At 44.8% G+C, this 17,020-nt stretch carries 13 protein-coding genes; all 13 read left to right on the forward strand.

The genetic code is table 11. From position 1 onward, the window contains the following. The first annotated feature begins 6 nt into the window (after positions 1–6). The 13 genes from flgJ to AB4371_RS06485 all read left to right on the forward strand — a co-directional run bounded on the left by flgJ (position 7) and on the right by AB4371_RS06485 (position 16,932). The gene (gene flgJ, locus AB4371_RS06425; protein ID WP_017064131.1) at positions 7–924 is read left to right on the forward strand and encodes a flagellar assembly peptidoglycan hydrolase FlgJ; all 918 of its coding nucleotides are present in this window, start codon (positions 7–9) and stop codon (positions 922–924) included. Positions 925–1,144: 220 nt separating this feature from the next. Next, positions 1,145–3,025 carry a flagellar hook-associated protein FlgK gene (gene flgK / locus AB4371_RS06430; RefSeq protein ID WP_372149284.1) on the forward strand — a complete coding sequence of 627 codons (1,881 nt, stop codon included), beginning with the start codon at positions 1,145–1,147 and terminating at the stop codon, positions 3,023–3,025. A 10-nt stretch (positions 3,026–3,035) separates the two neighbouring features. Further along, positions 3,036–4,226 (forward strand): flagellar hook-associated protein FlgL, encoded by a 1,191-nt coding sequence (gene flgL, locus AB4371_RS06435; protein WP_017064129.1) that lies wholly within the window; start codon positions 3,036–3,038, stop codon positions 4,224–4,226. Between the two features lie 418 nt (positions 4,227–4,644). Continuing rightward, a complete protein-coding gene (locus AB4371_RS06440; protein WP_017069005.1) occupies positions 4,645–5,781 on the forward strand; it encodes a flagellin in 1,137 nt (378 codons plus the stop codon). A 648-nt stretch (positions 5,782–6,429) separates the two neighbouring features. Continuing rightward, positions 6,430–7,563: a flagellin gene (locus AB4371_RS06445; RefSeq protein ID WP_372135264.1), complete on the forward strand. Its 1,134-nt coding sequence runs from the start codon at positions 6,430–6,432 to the stop codon at positions 7,561–7,563. 586 nt (positions 7,564–8,149) lie between these two features. After that, positions 8,150–9,280 carry a flagellin gene (locus AB4371_RS06450; RefSeq protein WP_102332840.1) on the forward strand — a complete coding sequence of 377 codons (1,131 nt, stop codon included), beginning with the start codon at positions 8,150–8,152 and terminating at the stop codon, positions 9,278–9,280. 81 nt (positions 9,281–9,361) lie between these two features. Beyond that, the gene (gene flaG / locus AB4371_RS06455) at positions 9,362–9,787 is read left to right on the forward strand and encodes a flagellar protein FlaG (protein ID WP_017066380.1); all 426 of its coding nucleotides are present in this window, start codon (positions 9,362–9,364) and stop codon (positions 9,785–9,787) included. A gap of 22 nt (positions 9,788–9,809) precedes the next feature. After that, complete coding sequence (gene fliD, locus AB4371_RS06460) at positions 9,810–11,837, forward strand: flagellar filament capping protein FliD (RefSeq protein WP_372128194.1); 2,028 nt, start codon at positions 9,810–9,812, stop codon at positions 11,835–11,837. 3 nt (positions 11,838–11,840) lie between these two features. Next, positions 11,841–12,146 (forward strand): flagellar protein FliT, encoded by a 306-nt coding sequence (locus tag AB4371_RS06465; RefSeq protein WP_017060688.1) that lies wholly within the window; start codon positions 11,841–11,843, stop codon positions 12,144–12,146. A gap of 12 nt (positions 12,147–12,158) precedes the next feature. Further along, positions 12,159–12,569 carry a flagellar export chaperone FliS gene (fliS, locus tag AB4371_RS06470; protein ID WP_004736194.1) on the forward strand — a complete coding sequence of 137 codons (411 nt, stop codon included), beginning with the start codon at positions 12,159–12,161 and terminating at the stop codon, positions 12,567–12,569. Positions 12,570–12,797: 228 nt separating this feature from the next. Then, entirely contained in the window at positions 12,798–14,264 is a 1,467-nt protein-coding gene (locus AB4371_RS06475) for a sigma-54 dependent transcriptional regulator (RefSeq protein ID WP_017064122.1), read from the forward strand. Positions 14,265–14,448: 184 nt separating this feature from the next. Then, a complete protein-coding gene (locus AB4371_RS06480) occupies positions 14,449–15,489 on the forward strand; it encodes a PAS domain-containing sensor histidine kinase (RefSeq protein WP_017060686.1) in 1,041 nt (346 codons plus the stop codon). Between the two features lie 33 nt (positions 15,490–15,522). Then, on the forward strand, positions 15,523–16,932 hold the full coding sequence (locus tag AB4371_RS06485; protein WP_017060685.1) for a sigma-54 dependent transcriptional regulator: 1,410 nt from the start codon (positions 15,523–15,525) through the stop codon (positions 16,930–16,932). Positions 16,933–17,020: the final 88 nt, after the last annotated feature.

Raw genomic sequence — 17,020 nt, forward strand, 5'->3', positions numbered from 1 at the left:
TAAAGCATGATTAAGAATAACAATGACATCGGCTTTATTCACGACATCGGTAGCCTAGACCGCCTTCGTCAACAAGCGGTAAACGGTGAAGAAGGTAGCGAGAAAGAAGCATTAACCGCGGCGGCAAAACAGTTTGAATCGATTTTCACCTCGATGTTGTTTAAGTCAATGCGCGATGCTAACTCGAGCTTTAAGTCGGATATGTTGAACAGCCAGAACGAGCAGTTCTATCGTCAGATGCAAGATGACCAAATGGCGAGTGAGTTAAGCGCTTCAGGTTCATTAGGTCTTGCAGATATGATCGTGGCTCAACTAAGCGCTGGCCAAGCAAGCGATACGTCTGAAGAGAAGGTTCGCAGTGAAGGCTTTGATGCTTCATTGCAAAGACCGCAATATTCAGGCCGTTCGGAAGAGCGAGCGTCAGACGTTCAACCTGCGCAAGCAGCAAAACAGCCAGTATCCTTTGATTCTCCAGAATCGTTTGTGACCTCAATGAAGCCTTACGCGGAAAAAGCGGCAAGTGCGCTTGGTGTGGACTCGTCTCTTCTATTGGCACAAGCTGCCCTTGAAACGGGTTGGGGTTCTAAAATGGTTAAGAACTCTTTGGGCAACAGCAATAACTTATTTAACATCAAAGCAGATAGAAGTTGGAAGGGCGATAAGGTCGCGACTCAAACTCTTGAGTTCCATGGCAAAACCGCCGTTAAAGAGTCAGCTTCCTTCCGTTCTTACTCTAATTTCGAAGATAGCTTTAATGATTACGTGAAGTTCTTGAACGAAAATCCAAGATACGAAACGGCGCTACAGCATCAAGGCAATTCAGAGAATTTCATCAAAGGTATTCATCAGGCTGGTTACGCAACTGACCCTAACTATGCAGACAAGGTTTTACGAGTTAAAGCCAAGATTGATGAGATGAACTAGCGTCATAAATCAACATAGAGAGCTTGCTACTGGCAGGCTCTTTTCTTCTCCGTCCCTTCAGTTCTTACGCGTAATCCATAGTTATCTCCTTACACTTCAATAAATTATCGTCTTTTAATTTTCTATTGTTTTTGTTGGCACATATATTGCAATTATCTTAGTAATATACGGTTGTAGTTAATCAGTTCATTCTGGTTTTGTTAAGTTTTTTGGGGGCATTATGGCGTCGGATCTTCTGAATGTAGGGGCACAAAGTGTTCTTACGGCTCAGAGACAGCTCAACACCACTGGTCATAACATTTCTAACGCTAACACAGAGGGCTATAGCCGCCAGTCTGTGATTCAAGGTGTGAATGACCCGCGCCAGTACGGTGGGCAATCCTACGGTATGGGGGTACATGTGGAAAATGTTCGCCGCTCTTGGGATCAGTTTGCCGTCAAAGAACTTAACTTATCGACAACCAATGCCGCCAACAAAGGCGATACCGAAGCCAACCTCGATATGCTGTCGAGCATGTTGTCGTCGGTCGCTTCAAAGAAGATTCCAGAAAACCTCAACGAATGGTTTGATTCCGTTAAGACTCTCGCCGATACCCCAAATGATGTGGGTGCGCGTAAGGTCGTGTTAGAGAAAGCAGGGCTTGTAACTAAAACCTTGAATGAATTTCATGAAACAGTTCGTCAACAGTCTGATTCTACGAATAAAAAATTAGATATGGGTATCGAGCGAGTTAACCAACTTGCGTACGAGATCCGTGATGTTCAGCGTTTAATGATGCGAACTCCTGGGCCTCATAATGACCTACGAGATCAGCATGAAAAGTTGATTAATGAGCTTTCTGGTTACACCAAAGTTACGGTGACACCACGCTCAAATGCCGAAGGGTTTAATGTCCATATTGGTAATGGCCATACCTTGGTCTCTGGTAGTGAAGCGAGTCAGCTGAAGATGGTTGATGGCTTACCCGATGCGCATCAGCGTCGCCTAGCAATTGTTGAAGGTAAGTCTTTAAAACCGATCACCAGCAGTGATATCGACGGAAAAATCGGCGCCATGCTAGACATGCGTGACGAACATGTCCCGGCAATCATGGATGAGCTTGGTCGTTTAGCGACCGCGTTTTCATATGAGGTCAATAGTCTTCAAGAACAAGGTTTGGATCTTAACGGCAACGTAGGTAAGGACTTGTTTACCGACGTGAACTCAGAGCTGGTGGCAAAATCTCGTGTCACGGCTAGCGGGCAATCGAAAGCCGATGTTGCGGTATACATTGATGATACTTCTGCCTTAAAAGGCGGTGAGTATGGCCTGAAATACGATGGCAGTGACTATGTCGTGACTAAGCCGAACGGTGAGACCGTTAAGATGGCGACCGACTCTAGCGGTAGTGCTTTTTATCTTGATGGCATGCGAGTGGAAGTACGTAATCCTCCTGAACTAGGAGAGAAACTGTTACTGCGTCCAACGCGCAATTTTGCTGCTCAAATACAGATGGAAACCAAAGACCCAAAAGACATTGCTGCGCAAAGTTATGAGGCATCGACCACGTTTGCTAAGGGTACTGCTGGTTTCAAAATTCTAGAAGCTGGTCAACTACGTGAGTTTGAAGTGATTGTCTCACCAAAAGGTGAGCAGTTTGCTGTGACGGATCCGAAGGGCAACATTTTAATGCAGCCGCAACCGTATCCGCCACAAGGGCCAGTGACCATCAACGGTACAACGTTTGAGCTCACACCCGGTGCGGTGGCAAATGATAAGTTTACGGCAAACCTTGTCCCATCAGAAGGTGACAACGGTAACCTGCGTAAGCTACAAGATCTTCAAACAGGAAAGCTGTTGAATGATGGTGAGTCTACGATTTTAGACCTTTACCACAACTTGAATACTAATACGGGCTTGAAGTCTTCAACGGCAAATCGCCTGAGTGATATTGCGACATTAGAAAAACAGTCGGCTCAAGAACGTATTGCTTCTATCTCGGGAGTAAACCTCGATGAAGAAGCGGCAAACATGATGAAATTTCAGCAAGCGTATATGGCTTCTTCACGTATCATGCAAGCAGCCAACGATACGTTTAACACTATTTTGGCTCTGAGATAGGAAGGTATAAATGTTGAATCGTATCTCTAGCTTCCATAATTATCAGTCAGTACAAAACGACTTGCGCCGTCAAGAGAACAAGGTGCATCACAACCAAGCACAACTTGCTTCGGGTAAGAAGTTACAGTCGCCAAGTGATGACCCATTAGCGACGCACTATTTACAGAACATTGGTCAGCAGTCAGAACAGCTTAAACAGTATGTCGATGCGATTACTCTAGTCAGAAACCGTCTTGAGCATCATGAAGTATTGGTTTCTAACACTGAAGGCTTTGCTGATGAAGCAAAACGAACCGTGATGGAAATGATCAACGGTGCGCTTTCTCCGGAAGACCGTTTAGCTAAGAAGCGTGAAATTCAAGAACTGGCGAATAACTTCCTGCATTTAGCCAACTCTCAAGATGAGTCGGGTAACTACACGTTTGCAGGCACTAAGCCGAAAAATCAGCCTTTCTTTCGAGATAACGAAGGGAATGTGACATATCAAGGTGATGACTACCAACGCAAGATGCGTGTGGCAAGCAGCTTTGAAATGGCAATGAATGATCCGGGCAGCAAGATGTTTATGGAAATAGACAACCCGTTCGGTGACTACGAACCTCAGTACGAGCTTGAACCTGCGTCTGAGTTATTGCTCGGGCGTGCGACCAACAGCGATGAAGATGGGTCTACTTATAAAGTGACGTTTGTCGACATGCAGACGGGCAATTTCGCTTATCAGCTTGAAAAAGATGGCGCAGTGGTTGCGGCGGAAGACTTTGATCCTTCGACTGGCATTGTCTATGAAGGTCTGAATATCCAAATCAAAGGCCAAATCACTAAAGGTGATTCGATCACCTTAGAACCGCGAGAGACTTTCTCTATCTTTGATACGTTCAAAGAGGCGGCTGAGCAGGCTGAAAACCCGGTATCGGATGCATCAGCAACAGCGAAATTGCACCAAGTGACCGAAGAATTTCATGCTGCGTTTATTCATCTAACGAAGGCTAGAACCGATGTCGGTGCGCGTTTAAGTACGCTGGATATTCAAGAGCAGCAACATGAAGATTTTAAGTTGTCTTTAGCCAAAGCGAAAAGCAACTTTGAAGACTTGGATTACTCGAAAGCGATCATTGAGTTCAATGAAAACTCTCGAGCATTGCAAGCTTCTCAACAAGCGTTTGGTAAAACCAAAGACCTGACCTTGTTTAACTATATTTAATGATCAATCGGTATTTAGTGGTGGCTTGTCGATCACCATGGCGTTGATTCCTTGCCGTATGTGCTATGCCATACGTGCGAATGACGCCACAGTTTGCCGCTTTTTTGTACGAAGCATGATGTTTCTAGAATAGCGGCAAAAAACGGCAATAAGGAAGGTGAATGTTTTTCATCTTCTAATAGTAGAAAATCATAATTGCGCAGTGTTGTTTGTAAGCTTCTGATTTTTAGATAATTAAAAAATTATTTATATGATATTAAACTTGGCATACAACTTGTATCTGTGTTGGTTATAAATGATTAATACAGATCTTAAACCTTGTATAGGGTTTATCGAGTAATACACGGTCAGTGCTTATCCATATGAGAGTAAAGCTGGCCGCTTCGCAGAAACTTTGCGAACTCATAAGGAGAGCAAAATGGCTATCAATGTAAGCACTAACGTATCTGCTATGACAGCACAGCGTTACCTGAATAAAGCATCTAATGACTTAGCGACTTCTATGGAGCGTTTGTCATCTGGTCACAAGATCAACAGCGCGAAAGATGATGCGGCAGGTCTGCAAATCTCGAACCGTCTAACCGCTCAGTCTCGTGGTCTTGATGTGGCAATGCGTAATGCCAACGACGGTATTTCGATTGCTCAAACAGCAGAAGGCGCGATGAACGAATCGACTAACGTACTACAACGTATGCGTGATCTAGCGATTCAATCATCAAACGGCACTAACTCGCCGGCAGAGCGTACTGCACTGAACGAAGAGTCAATGGCACTTCAAGATGAGCTTAACCGTATTGCGGAAACCACATCGTTTGGTGGTCGTCGTCTACTGAACGGTTCATTCGGTGAAGCTTCATTCCAGATCGGTTCTAACTCTGGTGAAGCAATGATCATGGCTCTGACAAGTATCCGTGCAGATGACTACCGTATGGGTGGTACTACGTTCGATTCAGAAAACGCGAAAGATAAGAACTGGGAAGTGCCGCCAACAGCGAGCGATCTTAAGTTCGAATTCAAAACCAAAGCGGGTGAAGACATCGTTTTAGATATCAATACCAAAGCGGGCGATGATATCGAAGAGCTTGCGACTTACATTAATGGTCAGTCTGATCTTGTGAACGCATCGGTTACTGATGATGGTCGCATTCAACTGTTCGTTGCTGAACCTGACCTTGACGGCCCAATGTCTATCTCTGGTGGTCTAGCGTCTGAGCTAGGTATTAAGAGTGAAGGCCGCGCAACATCGGTTCAAGATATTAGTTTGATGAGCGTAGCAGGATCACAGAATGCTATTAGCGTGATTGATTCTGCAATGAAATACGTAGATTCACAGCGTGCTGATTTGGGTGCAAAGCAGAACCGTCTAAGCCACAGTATTAATAACTTGGCAAACGTACAAGAGAACGTAGACGCTTCAAACAGCCGAATCAAAGATACGGACTTTGCGAAAGAGACGACGCAAATGACCAAATCACAAATTCTGCAACAAGCAGGTACTTCGATACTTGCTCAAGCGAAACAGTTGCCTAACTCTGCGATGTCACTATTGCAATAGTTATTGGTTGAACTCGCTGCTCGTGTTCAGACGTGAGCCATGCAGCAAGGGAAACTGGCAAGCATACTTACTATTGAGTGTTTAGCTCTCTCATCTCTCACCTGCTATCCATTTTTACAGTAAGAATGCAACGGCAAGTCGGAAATGTGTTCATTTCTCGATGATCTCCACACAGGCTCTGACGCGCCAACTAGCCCCGGTTCTCTCAAAGGAAAAGGGGCTTTTTCCTTTCTGTATTTCTTGTTTTTGCTATTTACTTTCCTGCGAATTTTCTCGCTCTACCTTTTTCAAATCTCTATTTGACTGTTCTTCTTCACGATAAATAATCTCATCTATTACACAAGATCTGCCTAACTCGGAGATCTTTGGCGATTGATCATTTCTCCACCTTGAGCCATTTAGACGGCGGTTCGTACGCTTTCTGAACAGATTAAGATCTTTTTCCAATTGAAATCTATCGCTGTATTAGAAAATGATGAAAATTAAGTTGTTGATAAATATTAGATTAATATTTTTTTTGTGGTTTTTTGAAAGTTTTTCTAAAGCTTCTGATTTTCGCGCCGTTATTAAAAGTAACTTTGAGAGAACTACTTGGTTTTCCGAGACGTCGGAAACCGCTATACCGGAAAATCAATTGGAGAAATCACCATGGCAGTGAATGTAAATACAAACGTTTCAGCGATGACAGCGCAACGTTACCTAAACAACGCAAACAGCGCACAACAAACATCAATGGAGCGTCTAGCTTCTGGCTCAAAAATCAACAGCGCAAAAGATGACGCTGCGGGTCTACAAATCTCGAACCGTTTGAACGTTCAAAGTCGTGGTCTTGATGTTGCTGTACGTAACGCGAACGACGGTATCTCAATTGCACAAACAGCTGAAGGTGCAATGAATGAGACGACTAACATCCTGCAACGTATGCGTGATTTGTCTCTACAATCTTCAAACGGCTCAAACTCAAAATCTGAGCGTGTAGCGATTCAAGAAGAAGTAACAGCGCTGAACGACGAACTGAACCGTATCGCGGAAACGACGTCTTTTGGTGGCAACAAGTTGCTTAACGGTACTCACGGTACTAAATCATTCCAAATCGGTGCAGACAACGGTGAAGCGGTAATGCTTCAACTGAAAGACATGCGCTCTGATAACGCTCAGATGGGTGGTAAGAGCTACCAAACTGAGAACGCGAAAGATAAAGATTGGAACGTTCAAGCAGGCTCTAACGACCTAAAAATGTCGTTCACTGATAACTTCGGTCAAGCACAAGAAATCGACATCAGCGCAAAAGCGGGTGACGACATCGAAGAGCTAGCAACGTACATCAACGGTCAACAAGACTCTGTTAAAGCGTCTGTAACTGAAGACGGTAAGCTACAAATGTTTACTGGTAACAACAAGGTTGAAGGCGAAGTGGCATTCTCTGGCAGCCTGGCTGGCGAACTAGGCATACAACCTGGCAAAGACGTAACGGTTGATACTATCGACGTAACATCAGTTGGCGGCGCACAAGAGTCTGTAGCTATTATCGATGCGGCACTTAAGTATGTAGATAGCCACCGTGCTGAGCTAGGTGCTTTCCAAAACCGTTTCGACCACGCTATCAGCAACTTAGACAACATTAACGAGAACGTTAACGCATCTAAGAGCCGAATTAAAGATACCGACTTCGCGAAAGAAACGACTCAGATGACTAAATCTCAGATCCTTTCTCAAGCTTCAAGCTCGATTCTTGCTCAAGCGAAGCAAGCACCGAACTCGGCACTTAGCCTACTAGGTTAATCGATTAAAAAGCCACGTTGACTATAAGCGTCAACGTTAGGCTTCCACAAATTAGCTCGTGGTGAGAGATGAGCGCTAAACAGACCCAGCTTCGGCTGGGTTTTTTATTGCCTGCAATTTGGAGAAGGGGGAGTTTTGGTGTTGGTCGTTGATTGGAAAGCGAGATTCCCTATCACGCTCGCTCCTCACTGTAGGGAGTGACGGGAATTGGGAAATGATGGTTTCCTCGCTTACTACATCGAAGCAGTCTTTCGTCACCCCAGAATCGAGTAGAACGAGATATCAGGGATCTCTTCTGACTTTATATTCAACACTACGCTCATTAACTTAAATAATGGGGCAACTTTAGCGAATGTCGCCCTATTAATTGAAGCCCGATCACACTTTCCTTTGTTGTTGAAAAGAATACGAAAAAAATCGCATTTTTTATTAAAGCTTCTAATTAAGGGGCCGTTAAAGGGATTGAGAGAAATGATATGTACCAATGTAAGGTGAGAGAGACACTGGTGCATAAACAAATTGACATGTATTTGTGTGAGGTGAGAGTCACATAAGTGCATTAAAAAATGCCTAAAGGAGATCAACTATGGCGATTAATGTAAACACTAATGTGTCTGCAATGACGGCTCAGCGCTACCTGAATAGCGCGGCTGAAGGTACTCAAAAATCAATGGAGCGTTTGTCTTCTGGCTATAAAATCAATAGCGCAAAAGATGATGCTGCAGGCCTACAAATCTCTAACCGCTTAACGTCGCAAAGCCGTGGCCTAGATATGGCTGTGAAAAACGCGAATGACGGTATCTCTATTGCACAGACAGCTGAAGGTGCAATGAATGAGTCAACCAACATTCTACAACGTATGCGTGACCTTTCTCTTCAATCTTCAAACGGTTCGAACAGCAAATCTGAACGTGTTGCGATCCAAGAAGAAGTCTCTGCTCTAAACACAGAACTTAACCGTATCGCTGAAACGACCTCTTTTGGTGGTAACAAGCTTCTGAACGGTACTTACGGCAGCCAATCTTTCCAAATCGGTGCTGACTCAGGTGAAGCAGTAATGCTATCTATGAGCAACATGCGTACTGACACTCAAGACATGGGTGGTAAGAGCTACGGCGTTACAGAAGGCAAAGATGCTTCTTGGCGTGTAGGTGCGGGTGCTGATTTAACAATCAAATACAACGATAAGTTTGGTGAAGCGCAAGAGCTATCTATCTCTGCTAAAGAAGGCAACGATATCGAAGAGCTAGCAACTTACATCAACGGTCAAAGCCAAGACGTTAAAGCGTCTGTGGGTGAAGGCGGTAAACTGCAACTTTTCGCTTCAAGCCAAAAAGTTGAAGGTGATGTTGAGTTTGGCGGCAGCCTTGCGGGCGAACTAGGTATCGGTGCTGGTAAAGACGTTACCGTTAACGATATCGACGTAACTTCTGTTGCAGGTGCAAACGAAGCAGTATCTATCATTGATGGTGCTCTAAAATCTGTTGATAGCCAACGTGCTTCTCTAGGTGCTTTCCAAAACCGTTTTGACCATGCAATCAGCAACTTAGACAACATCAACGAAAACGTTAATGCGTCTAAGAGCCGTATCAAAGATACCGATTACGCGAAAGAAACAACAGCTATGACGAAGTCTCAAATCCTACAACAGGCGAGTACTTCTATCCTAGCTCAAGCAAAACAGTCACCATCAGCAGCTCTAAGCTTATTGGGCTAAACTTACCTCGGTAAGTAGCGGTAAACTCTACTCTGGGTAGAGTTTTACTGTTTGGCTCATAAAGGAGGGAGGGAGAGTGTTATGGAAATATCATCTAACGCATCGAACATCCAGCCTTATGGCTCACCTAATGGCATTAAAATTGCAAGCGATGAAGGTAGTAGTGCGTCGAGTCTTTCGCGACTAAAAGAAGCAACATCTTATGACAAGGTAGAGAAATCGAAAGAGGAAGCTACCGAAGCGGCGATTCAATTAGCTCAACATAGACAAGAGTTAAATGATGAAGAGCGAGTCAAAATGGTGGAGAAGGTAAACGAGTTTATCTCCTCTCTCAATAAGGGTGTTGCCTTTAAAGTCGATGAAGAGTCAGGTAGGGATGTGGTGACCATTTATGAGACCACAACCGGCGATATTATTCGCCAAATACCCGATGAAGAAATGCTTGAAATTCTAAGACGCCTAGCAGCCCAAAACTCGAATAGTCGAATATTTGAGGTGAAGGTTTAAGTCGTATTATTGAGGTGGTTTAATGAGTTTTGGCCCAATGGGGATTTCGTCTGGCATGGATATCAATTCCATGGTCAGCAAAATTGTTGATTCGGAGCGTGTACCTAAACAGCAACGAATCGACAATGAACGAACGCGAATCGATACCAGCATTAGTGCCTATGGAAGACTCAGAGAATCCCTTGATTCGATGAAAAACCTGATGACAAACTTTCGTCAGGAAAAAGCTTTTGCTGTGCGAACAGTGGAAAGTACCGATGAAGCGCTTGTCTCTGCAACCGCGACTACCGAAGCGATCGCTGGCAAATATGCCATCGATGTGTTGCAGCTTGCCCAAAGCCATAAAGTGGCTTCTGATGTACTGTCAGAAGACATGAAATTTGGCCCAGGTAAGCTGCAGGTTTCGCTTGGTGATGACAGCTTTGACGTGCAAGTTGGCGACAGATCGAGACTTATCGAAGTTGTTCGTGGTATCAACGGTGCAGATAGCAACCCAGGCGTTCGTGCATCTATTATCAACGATGTCGAAGGTCCAAGACTTATTATTGCCTCGAACCAGTCTGGTTCAGATCAGCAGATCAACATTAATGTTGAGTCAGATGCTGCCAATCCCTTAAAAAAACTCGAATACAAAACGCTTGAAGAACGTGTTAAAGCGCTAGAGAAAGCGCGCGTTGCTGCTCAAGATATTCTAGCTCTAACCCCTGCAGGAAAAGCCGTTGAACTCATCGATGAAGTGATCGCTAGCGATGACCCAAATGCGAATGAAACACTCGATAAAGATGGCAATGTCATCCCTGCATCCCAAACTGATTCTACCTCCGTTGCTGACGAAGACTCTCAAAGCCTTAGCTACGGAGAACAAGCCGCCGCCGACGGCCAAGCAGCTCTTGATGCAGCTAAAGCGGCAAAATCTGTCATGCCTGAAGACAATATCCCAGGTTGGACGGAAACTGCCTCTGGTACGCTTCTTGACTCTTACTATACACCAGAACTTGAGCTTGATGAAAAAGCAATAGAGAAGGCACCTGATGTACCGGGATGGTCAAATGCTGCCTCAGGTACGTTGACGGATTCCTACGTGACGCCAAAAGAAGCCCAGCAAAAGCTTGAGGCGGAACAAGCTCGTATCGAAGAGAAGATTTCACAAGAAAAAGCGGAGTTGGCTGAGAAAGTTCAAAAAGGCGAACTCACCGCAGAGCAAGCCAAGAAAATTGAGCGTGCCAAATTAGAACCCGAAGAGCGCGAGCTCTTAGAGAAGGTCGATAAAGCGCAAGCAGACCTTGAACAAGCACAGCAATCTTTTGATACCTATAGTGGAATGACTGAAGTTCAGGCTGGCCAAGATTCTATGGTTGTCCTAGATGGTGTTGCTCAACTCTCTAGTAATAACAATGTGATTGAAGATGCCATTGAAGGTATTGATATTACGGTGAAAGGAAAAACGCCAAAAGATAAGCCGCCGGCAGAAATTGGTGTGGAGTACGACCGTAACAGTGTTCGCCAAGATATCGAATCCTTTGTGAGCTCTTATAACCAGTTCTATCAAGTGTCGAAAGACCTCGCGGGTGTTGATCCAACGACTGGTCAAAAAGGCCCGCTCTCTGGTGACAGTACAGTGCGTAACGCCGACTCCCGATTGAAAGGGGTGTTCTCATCAAGTATCGAAGGTGCGCCAGACAATCTAAAGTCTTTGACTGAATTCGGTATCACCACCACAAGACAAGGCTCGCTAGAAATCAACTACGATATGCTTGACCGTCAACTCAACAATAACTTTGATAAGTTGGGTGAGTTCTTTGGTGGCAACAACGGTTTCGCCAAAAAAGTGGAAGATGCGATTCAAGGTATCACAGGTATCACGGGTTCAATCCGTACTAGAGAAAAGAGCTTGGTCGAGCAAAACTACCGCTTGGTTGATGACCAAAGCGCGCTCGACCGCCGCATGGACAGCCTAGAGAGCCGTACCCACTCTAAGTTCACAGCCATGCAAGATGCGACCAGTAAGATGCAATCTCAGCTGGGCAGTATGATGAATGCGTTGGGCTAATAGATGAATAGTCAGCTACAAGAGCTTTGTGAACTCGATCAACTAATTATCTCTAAACTGGAATTTAGTGAAATTAATGCTGAAGAAATAACGCAGCTTGTCGATAACAGAGAACAGTTATTGCAAAACGTGCTTCAAATAATCGACTCACATCCCGACGTTAAGCAAAGTTCTGAATGGTTTGAAGCCATTACCAGAACCAGAAAATTAGTCGAATTGATGCAGTCTGAGACGAGTCGAGTAGGTAAGACCCTACACAAATATCGTCACGGTGCTAAATCAGTTCAACAATACAAAAAGTTTTTATAGAAGAGGTTTACTATGCGCGGTTCTTTACAGGCATATAAAAAGGTATCAGTGGATAGTCAGCTAACGGCTGCCTCACCGCATAAGATTGTACAAATGCTAATGGCCGGTGCTATCGAGCGTTTGATTCAAGGCAAAGCGGCAATGCAAGCAGGCAACATCCCTGTGAAAGGTGAGCGACTTGGTAAGGCTCTAGATATCATTATTAGCCTACGTAGTTGCCTATCTATGGACGATGGTGGCGATATTGCGAAAAACCTAGATCAACTTTATGAGTTCATGATCACGCAAATTTCTGCGGCAAATCACAAAAATGACCCACAGCCTATTGATGATGTTATCGATATTATTCGCGAAATTAAGAGCGCTTGGGACCAAATTCCGAACGAATATCACAACTTGACGTCCGCTGACGTAGGAATTTAAAGAAAAATTGCAGTTTTAACCAATCTCATATCCCTTAATTGGTTGGTTGCCTTATTTTTTTTATCAAATAAAATAGAAGCCATTAGATAGCCTAATGGCTTTTTTCGTTGCTGATTTCCTAAATTTGTCCACGTAGACCGTAATCGTTGATACTTTTCACTGGTTTATAGACTACGTTGCTCACCGTTTTTCCGCATCGCACCAAAATAAAGGCAATAATTCCTACTTATGCAAGGTTTGGCAAAACTGCTTGTCGTCGACGATAACGCTCAAGATCGTCACAATTTAAGCACAATATTAGAGTTTGTAGGAGAGAGCTGCGAAGTAATCAGCTCTGAACAAGCACGTAAAGTTGACTGGTCACTACAGTGGGCCGGCTGCATTATTGGTACCATTAAAGGTAAAGGCTTCAACGCATTACTGAATGAGAAGCTTGTTCACGCCAATCACATCCCTTTACTGGTGATTGGCAAAAACAATCACCCGGTTGACGAGTTGACTAACTATGTTGGTGAGCTTGAACTTCCTCTTAACTACCCGCAATTAAGTGATGCATTAAGACACTGTAAAGACTTCTTAGGCCGCAAAGGTGTTCAAGTTGTGTCTTCGGCACGCAAGAACACCCTGTTTCGCAGCCTAGTAGGACAAAGTGCTGGCATTCAAGAAGTACGTCACTTAATTGAACAAGTCTCTTCTACGGAAGCGAACGTGCTGATTCTTGGTGAATCTGGTACAGGCAAAGAAGTCGTAGCGCGTAACATTCACTATCACTCTAAACGTCGTTCAGGGCCTTTTGTTCCTGTAAACTGTGGAGCGATTCCACCTGATTTGCTTGAAAGTGAACTGTTTGGTCATGAGAAGGGCGCATTTACTGGGGCGATTACCGCACGTAAAGGCCGTTTTGAATTGGCTGAAGGTGGCACACTGTTTCTTGATGAAATTGGCGATATGCCGATGGCGATGCAAGTTAAACTGCTACGAGTACTGCAAGAGCGATGCTTTGAGCGTGTAGGTGGCAATAGCACCATACAAGCTGATGTTAGAGTGATTGCGGCAACCCACCGCAACCTTGAAGATATGATCGACGATGATTCGTTCCGTGAAGATCTTTACTACCGCTTGAATGTATTCCCGATTGAAATGCCTGCACTTCAAGACCGTAAAGAAGATATTCCACTGTTGCTTCAAGAGCTGATGACTCGAATGGAAGCGGAAGGCAGCATGCCTATCTGTTTCACGGCTCGTGCTATCAACTCTTTGATGGAGCATTACTGGCCAGGTAACGTTCGTGAACTAGCGAACCTGGTTGAACGAATGGTTATCTTGTATCCAAACAGCTTGGTTGATGTGAATCACCTGCCAACTAAATATCGATACAGCGATATCCCTGAGTTCCAGCCAGAGTTTAATAGCTTTGGATCTGAAGAGGAGCAAGAGCGTGATGCACTTGCTGACTTATTCTCAGAAGATTTCAGTTTTGATCAGCAAGATGATATTGCCGACAATGCTAATGCGCCTCAAGAGTTACCGCCAGAAGGGGTTAACTTGAAAGAGCTACTCGCGGATATGGAAGTGAATATGATCAATCAAGCGTTGGAAGCGCAGGGCGGCATTGTTGCTCGTGCTGCTGACATGCTTGGAATGCGTAGAACCACTCTGGTTGAAAAAATGCGTAAATATAACTTGCAGCGATAGTGTCCAATTTTCGATGAAAACGAAAAACTAGCACACACTTTTTAGCTATTTGGTAACTCTAGCTAAGTGAACAGATAAACCATAGTCGAGTTGTTGCTTGCTTAACTATGTGATAAATATAGCAAATAGCCTGACTCGTGTTGTACGTCTCAGGCTGTTTTAGTATTTGAGGCAAATTTTTGACATGCGCGTATCTAACGAACCAGAAAATCAATCACACCTAGATTCTGTTGAACAGCAGGTTGAGCGCTATAAGCAAGTACTCGACGTGATGCCAGCTGGGGTTATCTTGTTAGATACACACGGCGAAGTGAGAGAAGCGAACCCTGAAGCGCATCGTATTCTTGGTGTTGAGTTGGTTGGCGAGAAGTGGTTTTCAGTGATTCAAAGTGCCTTTGACCCAAAAGACGATGACGGTCATGAGATCTCATTGAAGAACGGGCGAAAAGTGCGTTTGGCGATTTCAGCCTCTACCACGGGTCAGCTGATTTTGATTACCGATCTGACCGAGACCCGACTATTGCAGTCTCGCGTGAGTGATCTTCAGCGTTTGTCTTCATTAGGTAGAATGGTGGCCTCGCTTGCCCATCAAGTGCGAACGCCGCTTTCAAGTGCGATGCTGTATGCATCAAACCTTGCCGCGCCAAATCTGCCGCCGGCAACAAAAACGCGTTTTCAATCTAAGCTTATGGATAGATTGCATGACTTAGAGAAGCAAGTGAACGACATGCTGTTGTTTGCCAAAGGTGGTGACAACAAAGTCGTTAAGCCATTTACTGTGGCTGAATTGATCACTGAATTTCACCCTATGGTGGAAGCGGCATTGAAAACTAACCAGATTGATTATTGCCAAGAAGTTGAGGGCGAACAGACTCAAATGTTCGGCAACGCCAATGCTATCGCCTCAGCGTTAAGCAACCTAGTGTTGAACGCGGTTCAAATTGCGGGTAAGGAATCGCAGATCGATGTGTTTTTTAGGCCCGTAAATGGCGAGCTTAAGATATCAGTGCAAGACAGTGGCCCCGGCGTACCGAAAGAGCTTCAAGGTAAAATAATGGAACCCTTCTTTACCACTCGTTCACAAGGTACAGGTCTAGGCTTAGCGGTTGTACAAATGGTATGTCGAGCACATGAAGGCCGACTGGAATTGATATCAGAAGAAGGCGACGGCGCATGCTTTACCATGTGTCTACCGCTTGAAAGAAGTGCTTCTTCTGAAGACTAATAAGTTTTAACTGAATTTACACTGGAGAATCCTATGGCTCAAAGCAAAGTGTTAATCGTCGAAGATGATGAAGGTCTACGCGAAGCCCTTGTCGACACACTCGCGCTTGCTGGCTATGAATGGCTGGAAGCGGATTGTGCGGAAGATGCTCTGGTCAAATTAAAATCGAACTCCGTTGATATTGTCGTATCTGACGTGCAGATGGCGGGCATGGGTGGCTTGGCACTATTGAGAAACATTAAGCAGCATTGGCCAAATTTGCCGGTATTGCTAATGACAGCGTACGCCAACATCGAAGATGCCGTTGCTGCAATGAAAGAGGGCGCTATCGACTATATGGCAAAGCCATTTGCGCCAGAAGTGCTGCTCAACATGGTCAGCCGTTATGCGCCTGTAAAGTCGGATGACAACGGCGACGCTATCGTTGCTGATGAAAAAAGTATCAAGCTAATGATGCTGGCTGATAAAGTTGCGAAAACCGATGCCAACGTCATGGTGTTGGGCCCGAGTGGTTCTGGTAAAGAGGTGATGTCTCGCTACATTCACAATGCTTCTAGCCGAAAAGATGGCCCGTTTGTCGCGATTAACTGCGCGGCGATCCCAGACAACATGTTAGAAGCGACCCTGTTTGGTTATGAAAAAGGCGCATTTACTGGCGCTATTCAAGCTTGCCCGGGGAAATTCGAGCAAGCGCAGGGCGGTACAATTCTGTTGGATGAGATCAGTGAAATGGATCTTAGCCTACAAGCCAAACTACTGCGTGTTTTGCAAGAGCGCGAAGTTGAGCGATTAGGTAGTCGTAAGAGCATCAAATTGGATGTTCGTGTATTAGCGACCAGTAACCGAGACCTTAAACAGTATGTTTCTGAAGGGAATTTCCGTGAGGATTTATACTACCGCCTGAATGTATTCCCAATTTCTTGGCCTCCATTGTGCGAGCGTAAAGGCGATATTGAGCCTTTAGCCAAGCACTTAGTTGAGCGCCACTGCACCAAACTTGGTATGCCTGTACCCGTTATGTCAGCACAAGCGATCAGCAAACTCGTCAATTATCCGTGGCCGGGCAATGTTCGCGAATTAGACAATGTGGTACAGCGTGCGCTAATATTGAGCGAACAAGAGAACATCTCTGGTGAGCATATCCTTCTTGAAGGTGTCGATTGGCAAGACGCAAGCAGCCTACAACAAATCGTCGAAGGCAGTGACGTAGCTGCGCCAGAAATTAAGCCGATTGCCGAAGCAAACCCAATCAATAAAATCGCGGCTAGCAGCGAAGGGTTAGGTAATGAGCTTAGAGATCAAGAGTATGCGATCATTCTTGAAACCCTGATTGCATGTAATGGCCGACGCAAAGATATGGCTGAAAAACTGGGCATTAGCCCTCGTACACTGCGTTACAAGTTGGCTAAAATGCGCGATGCTGGAATAGATATCCCAAACTGAGGATAGATTAGTAGTGTCAGCTTTCTGACTAGTGTAATACGATATCTAGTCAATTAAATGTGTGGCACGCTAATTGCTCTGTCAATAA

It is taken from the genome of Vibrio sp. 10N.261.51.A3 (assembly GCF_041471965.1).
GTDB classification, from domain to species: domain Bacteria; phylum Pseudomonadota; class Gammaproteobacteria; order Enterobacterales; family Vibrionaceae; genus Vibrio; species Vibrio crassostreae_C.

Excerpts from the sequence above, each read along its gene's own strand:
- fliD (WP_372128194.1), top strand. The coding sequence starts at position 9,810 with ATGAGTTTTGGCCCAATGGGGATTTCGTCTGGCATGGATATCAATTCC.
- AB4371_RS06450 (WP_102332840.1), top strand. The coding sequence starts at position 8,150 with ATGGCGATTAATGTAAACACTAATGTGTCTGCAATGACGGCTCAGCGC.
- AB4371_RS06480 (WP_017060686.1), top strand. The coding sequence starts at position 14,449 with ATGCGCGTATCTAACGAACCAGAAAATCAATCACACCTAGATTCTGTT.
- flgJ (WP_017064131.1), top strand. The coding sequence starts at position 7 with ATGATTAAGAATAACAATGACATCGGCTTTATTCACGACATCGGTAGC.
- AB4371_RS06440 (WP_017069005.1), top strand. The coding sequence starts at position 4,645 with ATGGCTATCAATGTAAGCACTAACGTATCTGCTATGACAGCACAGCGT.
- flgK (WP_372149284.1), top strand. The coding sequence starts at position 1,145 with ATGGCGTCGGATCTTCTGAATGTAGGGGCACAAAGTGTTCTTACGGCT.
- flgL (WP_017064129.1), top strand. The coding sequence starts at position 3,036 with ATGTTGAATCGTATCTCTAGCTTCCATAATTATCAGTCAGTACAAAAC.
- fliS (WP_004736194.1), top strand. The coding sequence starts at position 12,159 with ATGCGCGGTTCTTTACAGGCATATAAAAAGGTATCAGTGGATAGTCAG.
- AB4371_RS06485 (WP_017060685.1), top strand. The coding sequence starts at position 15,523 with ATGGCTCAAAGCAAAGTGTTAATCGTCGAAGATGATGAAGGTCTACGC.
- AB4371_RS06475 (WP_017064122.1), top strand. The coding sequence starts at position 12,798 with ATGCAAGGTTTGGCAAAACTGCTTGTCGTCGACGATAACGCTCAAGAT.
- flaG (WP_017066380.1), top strand. The coding sequence starts at position 9,362 with ATGGAAATATCATCTAACGCATCGAACATCCAGCCTTATGGCTCACCT.
- AB4371_RS06445 (WP_372135264.1), top strand. The coding sequence starts at position 6,430 with ATGGCAGTGAATGTAAATACAAACGTTTCAGCGATGACAGCGCAACGT.
- AB4371_RS06465 (WP_017060688.1), top strand. The coding sequence starts at position 11,841 with ATGAATAGTCAGCTACAAGAGCTTTGTGAACTCGATCAACTAATTATC.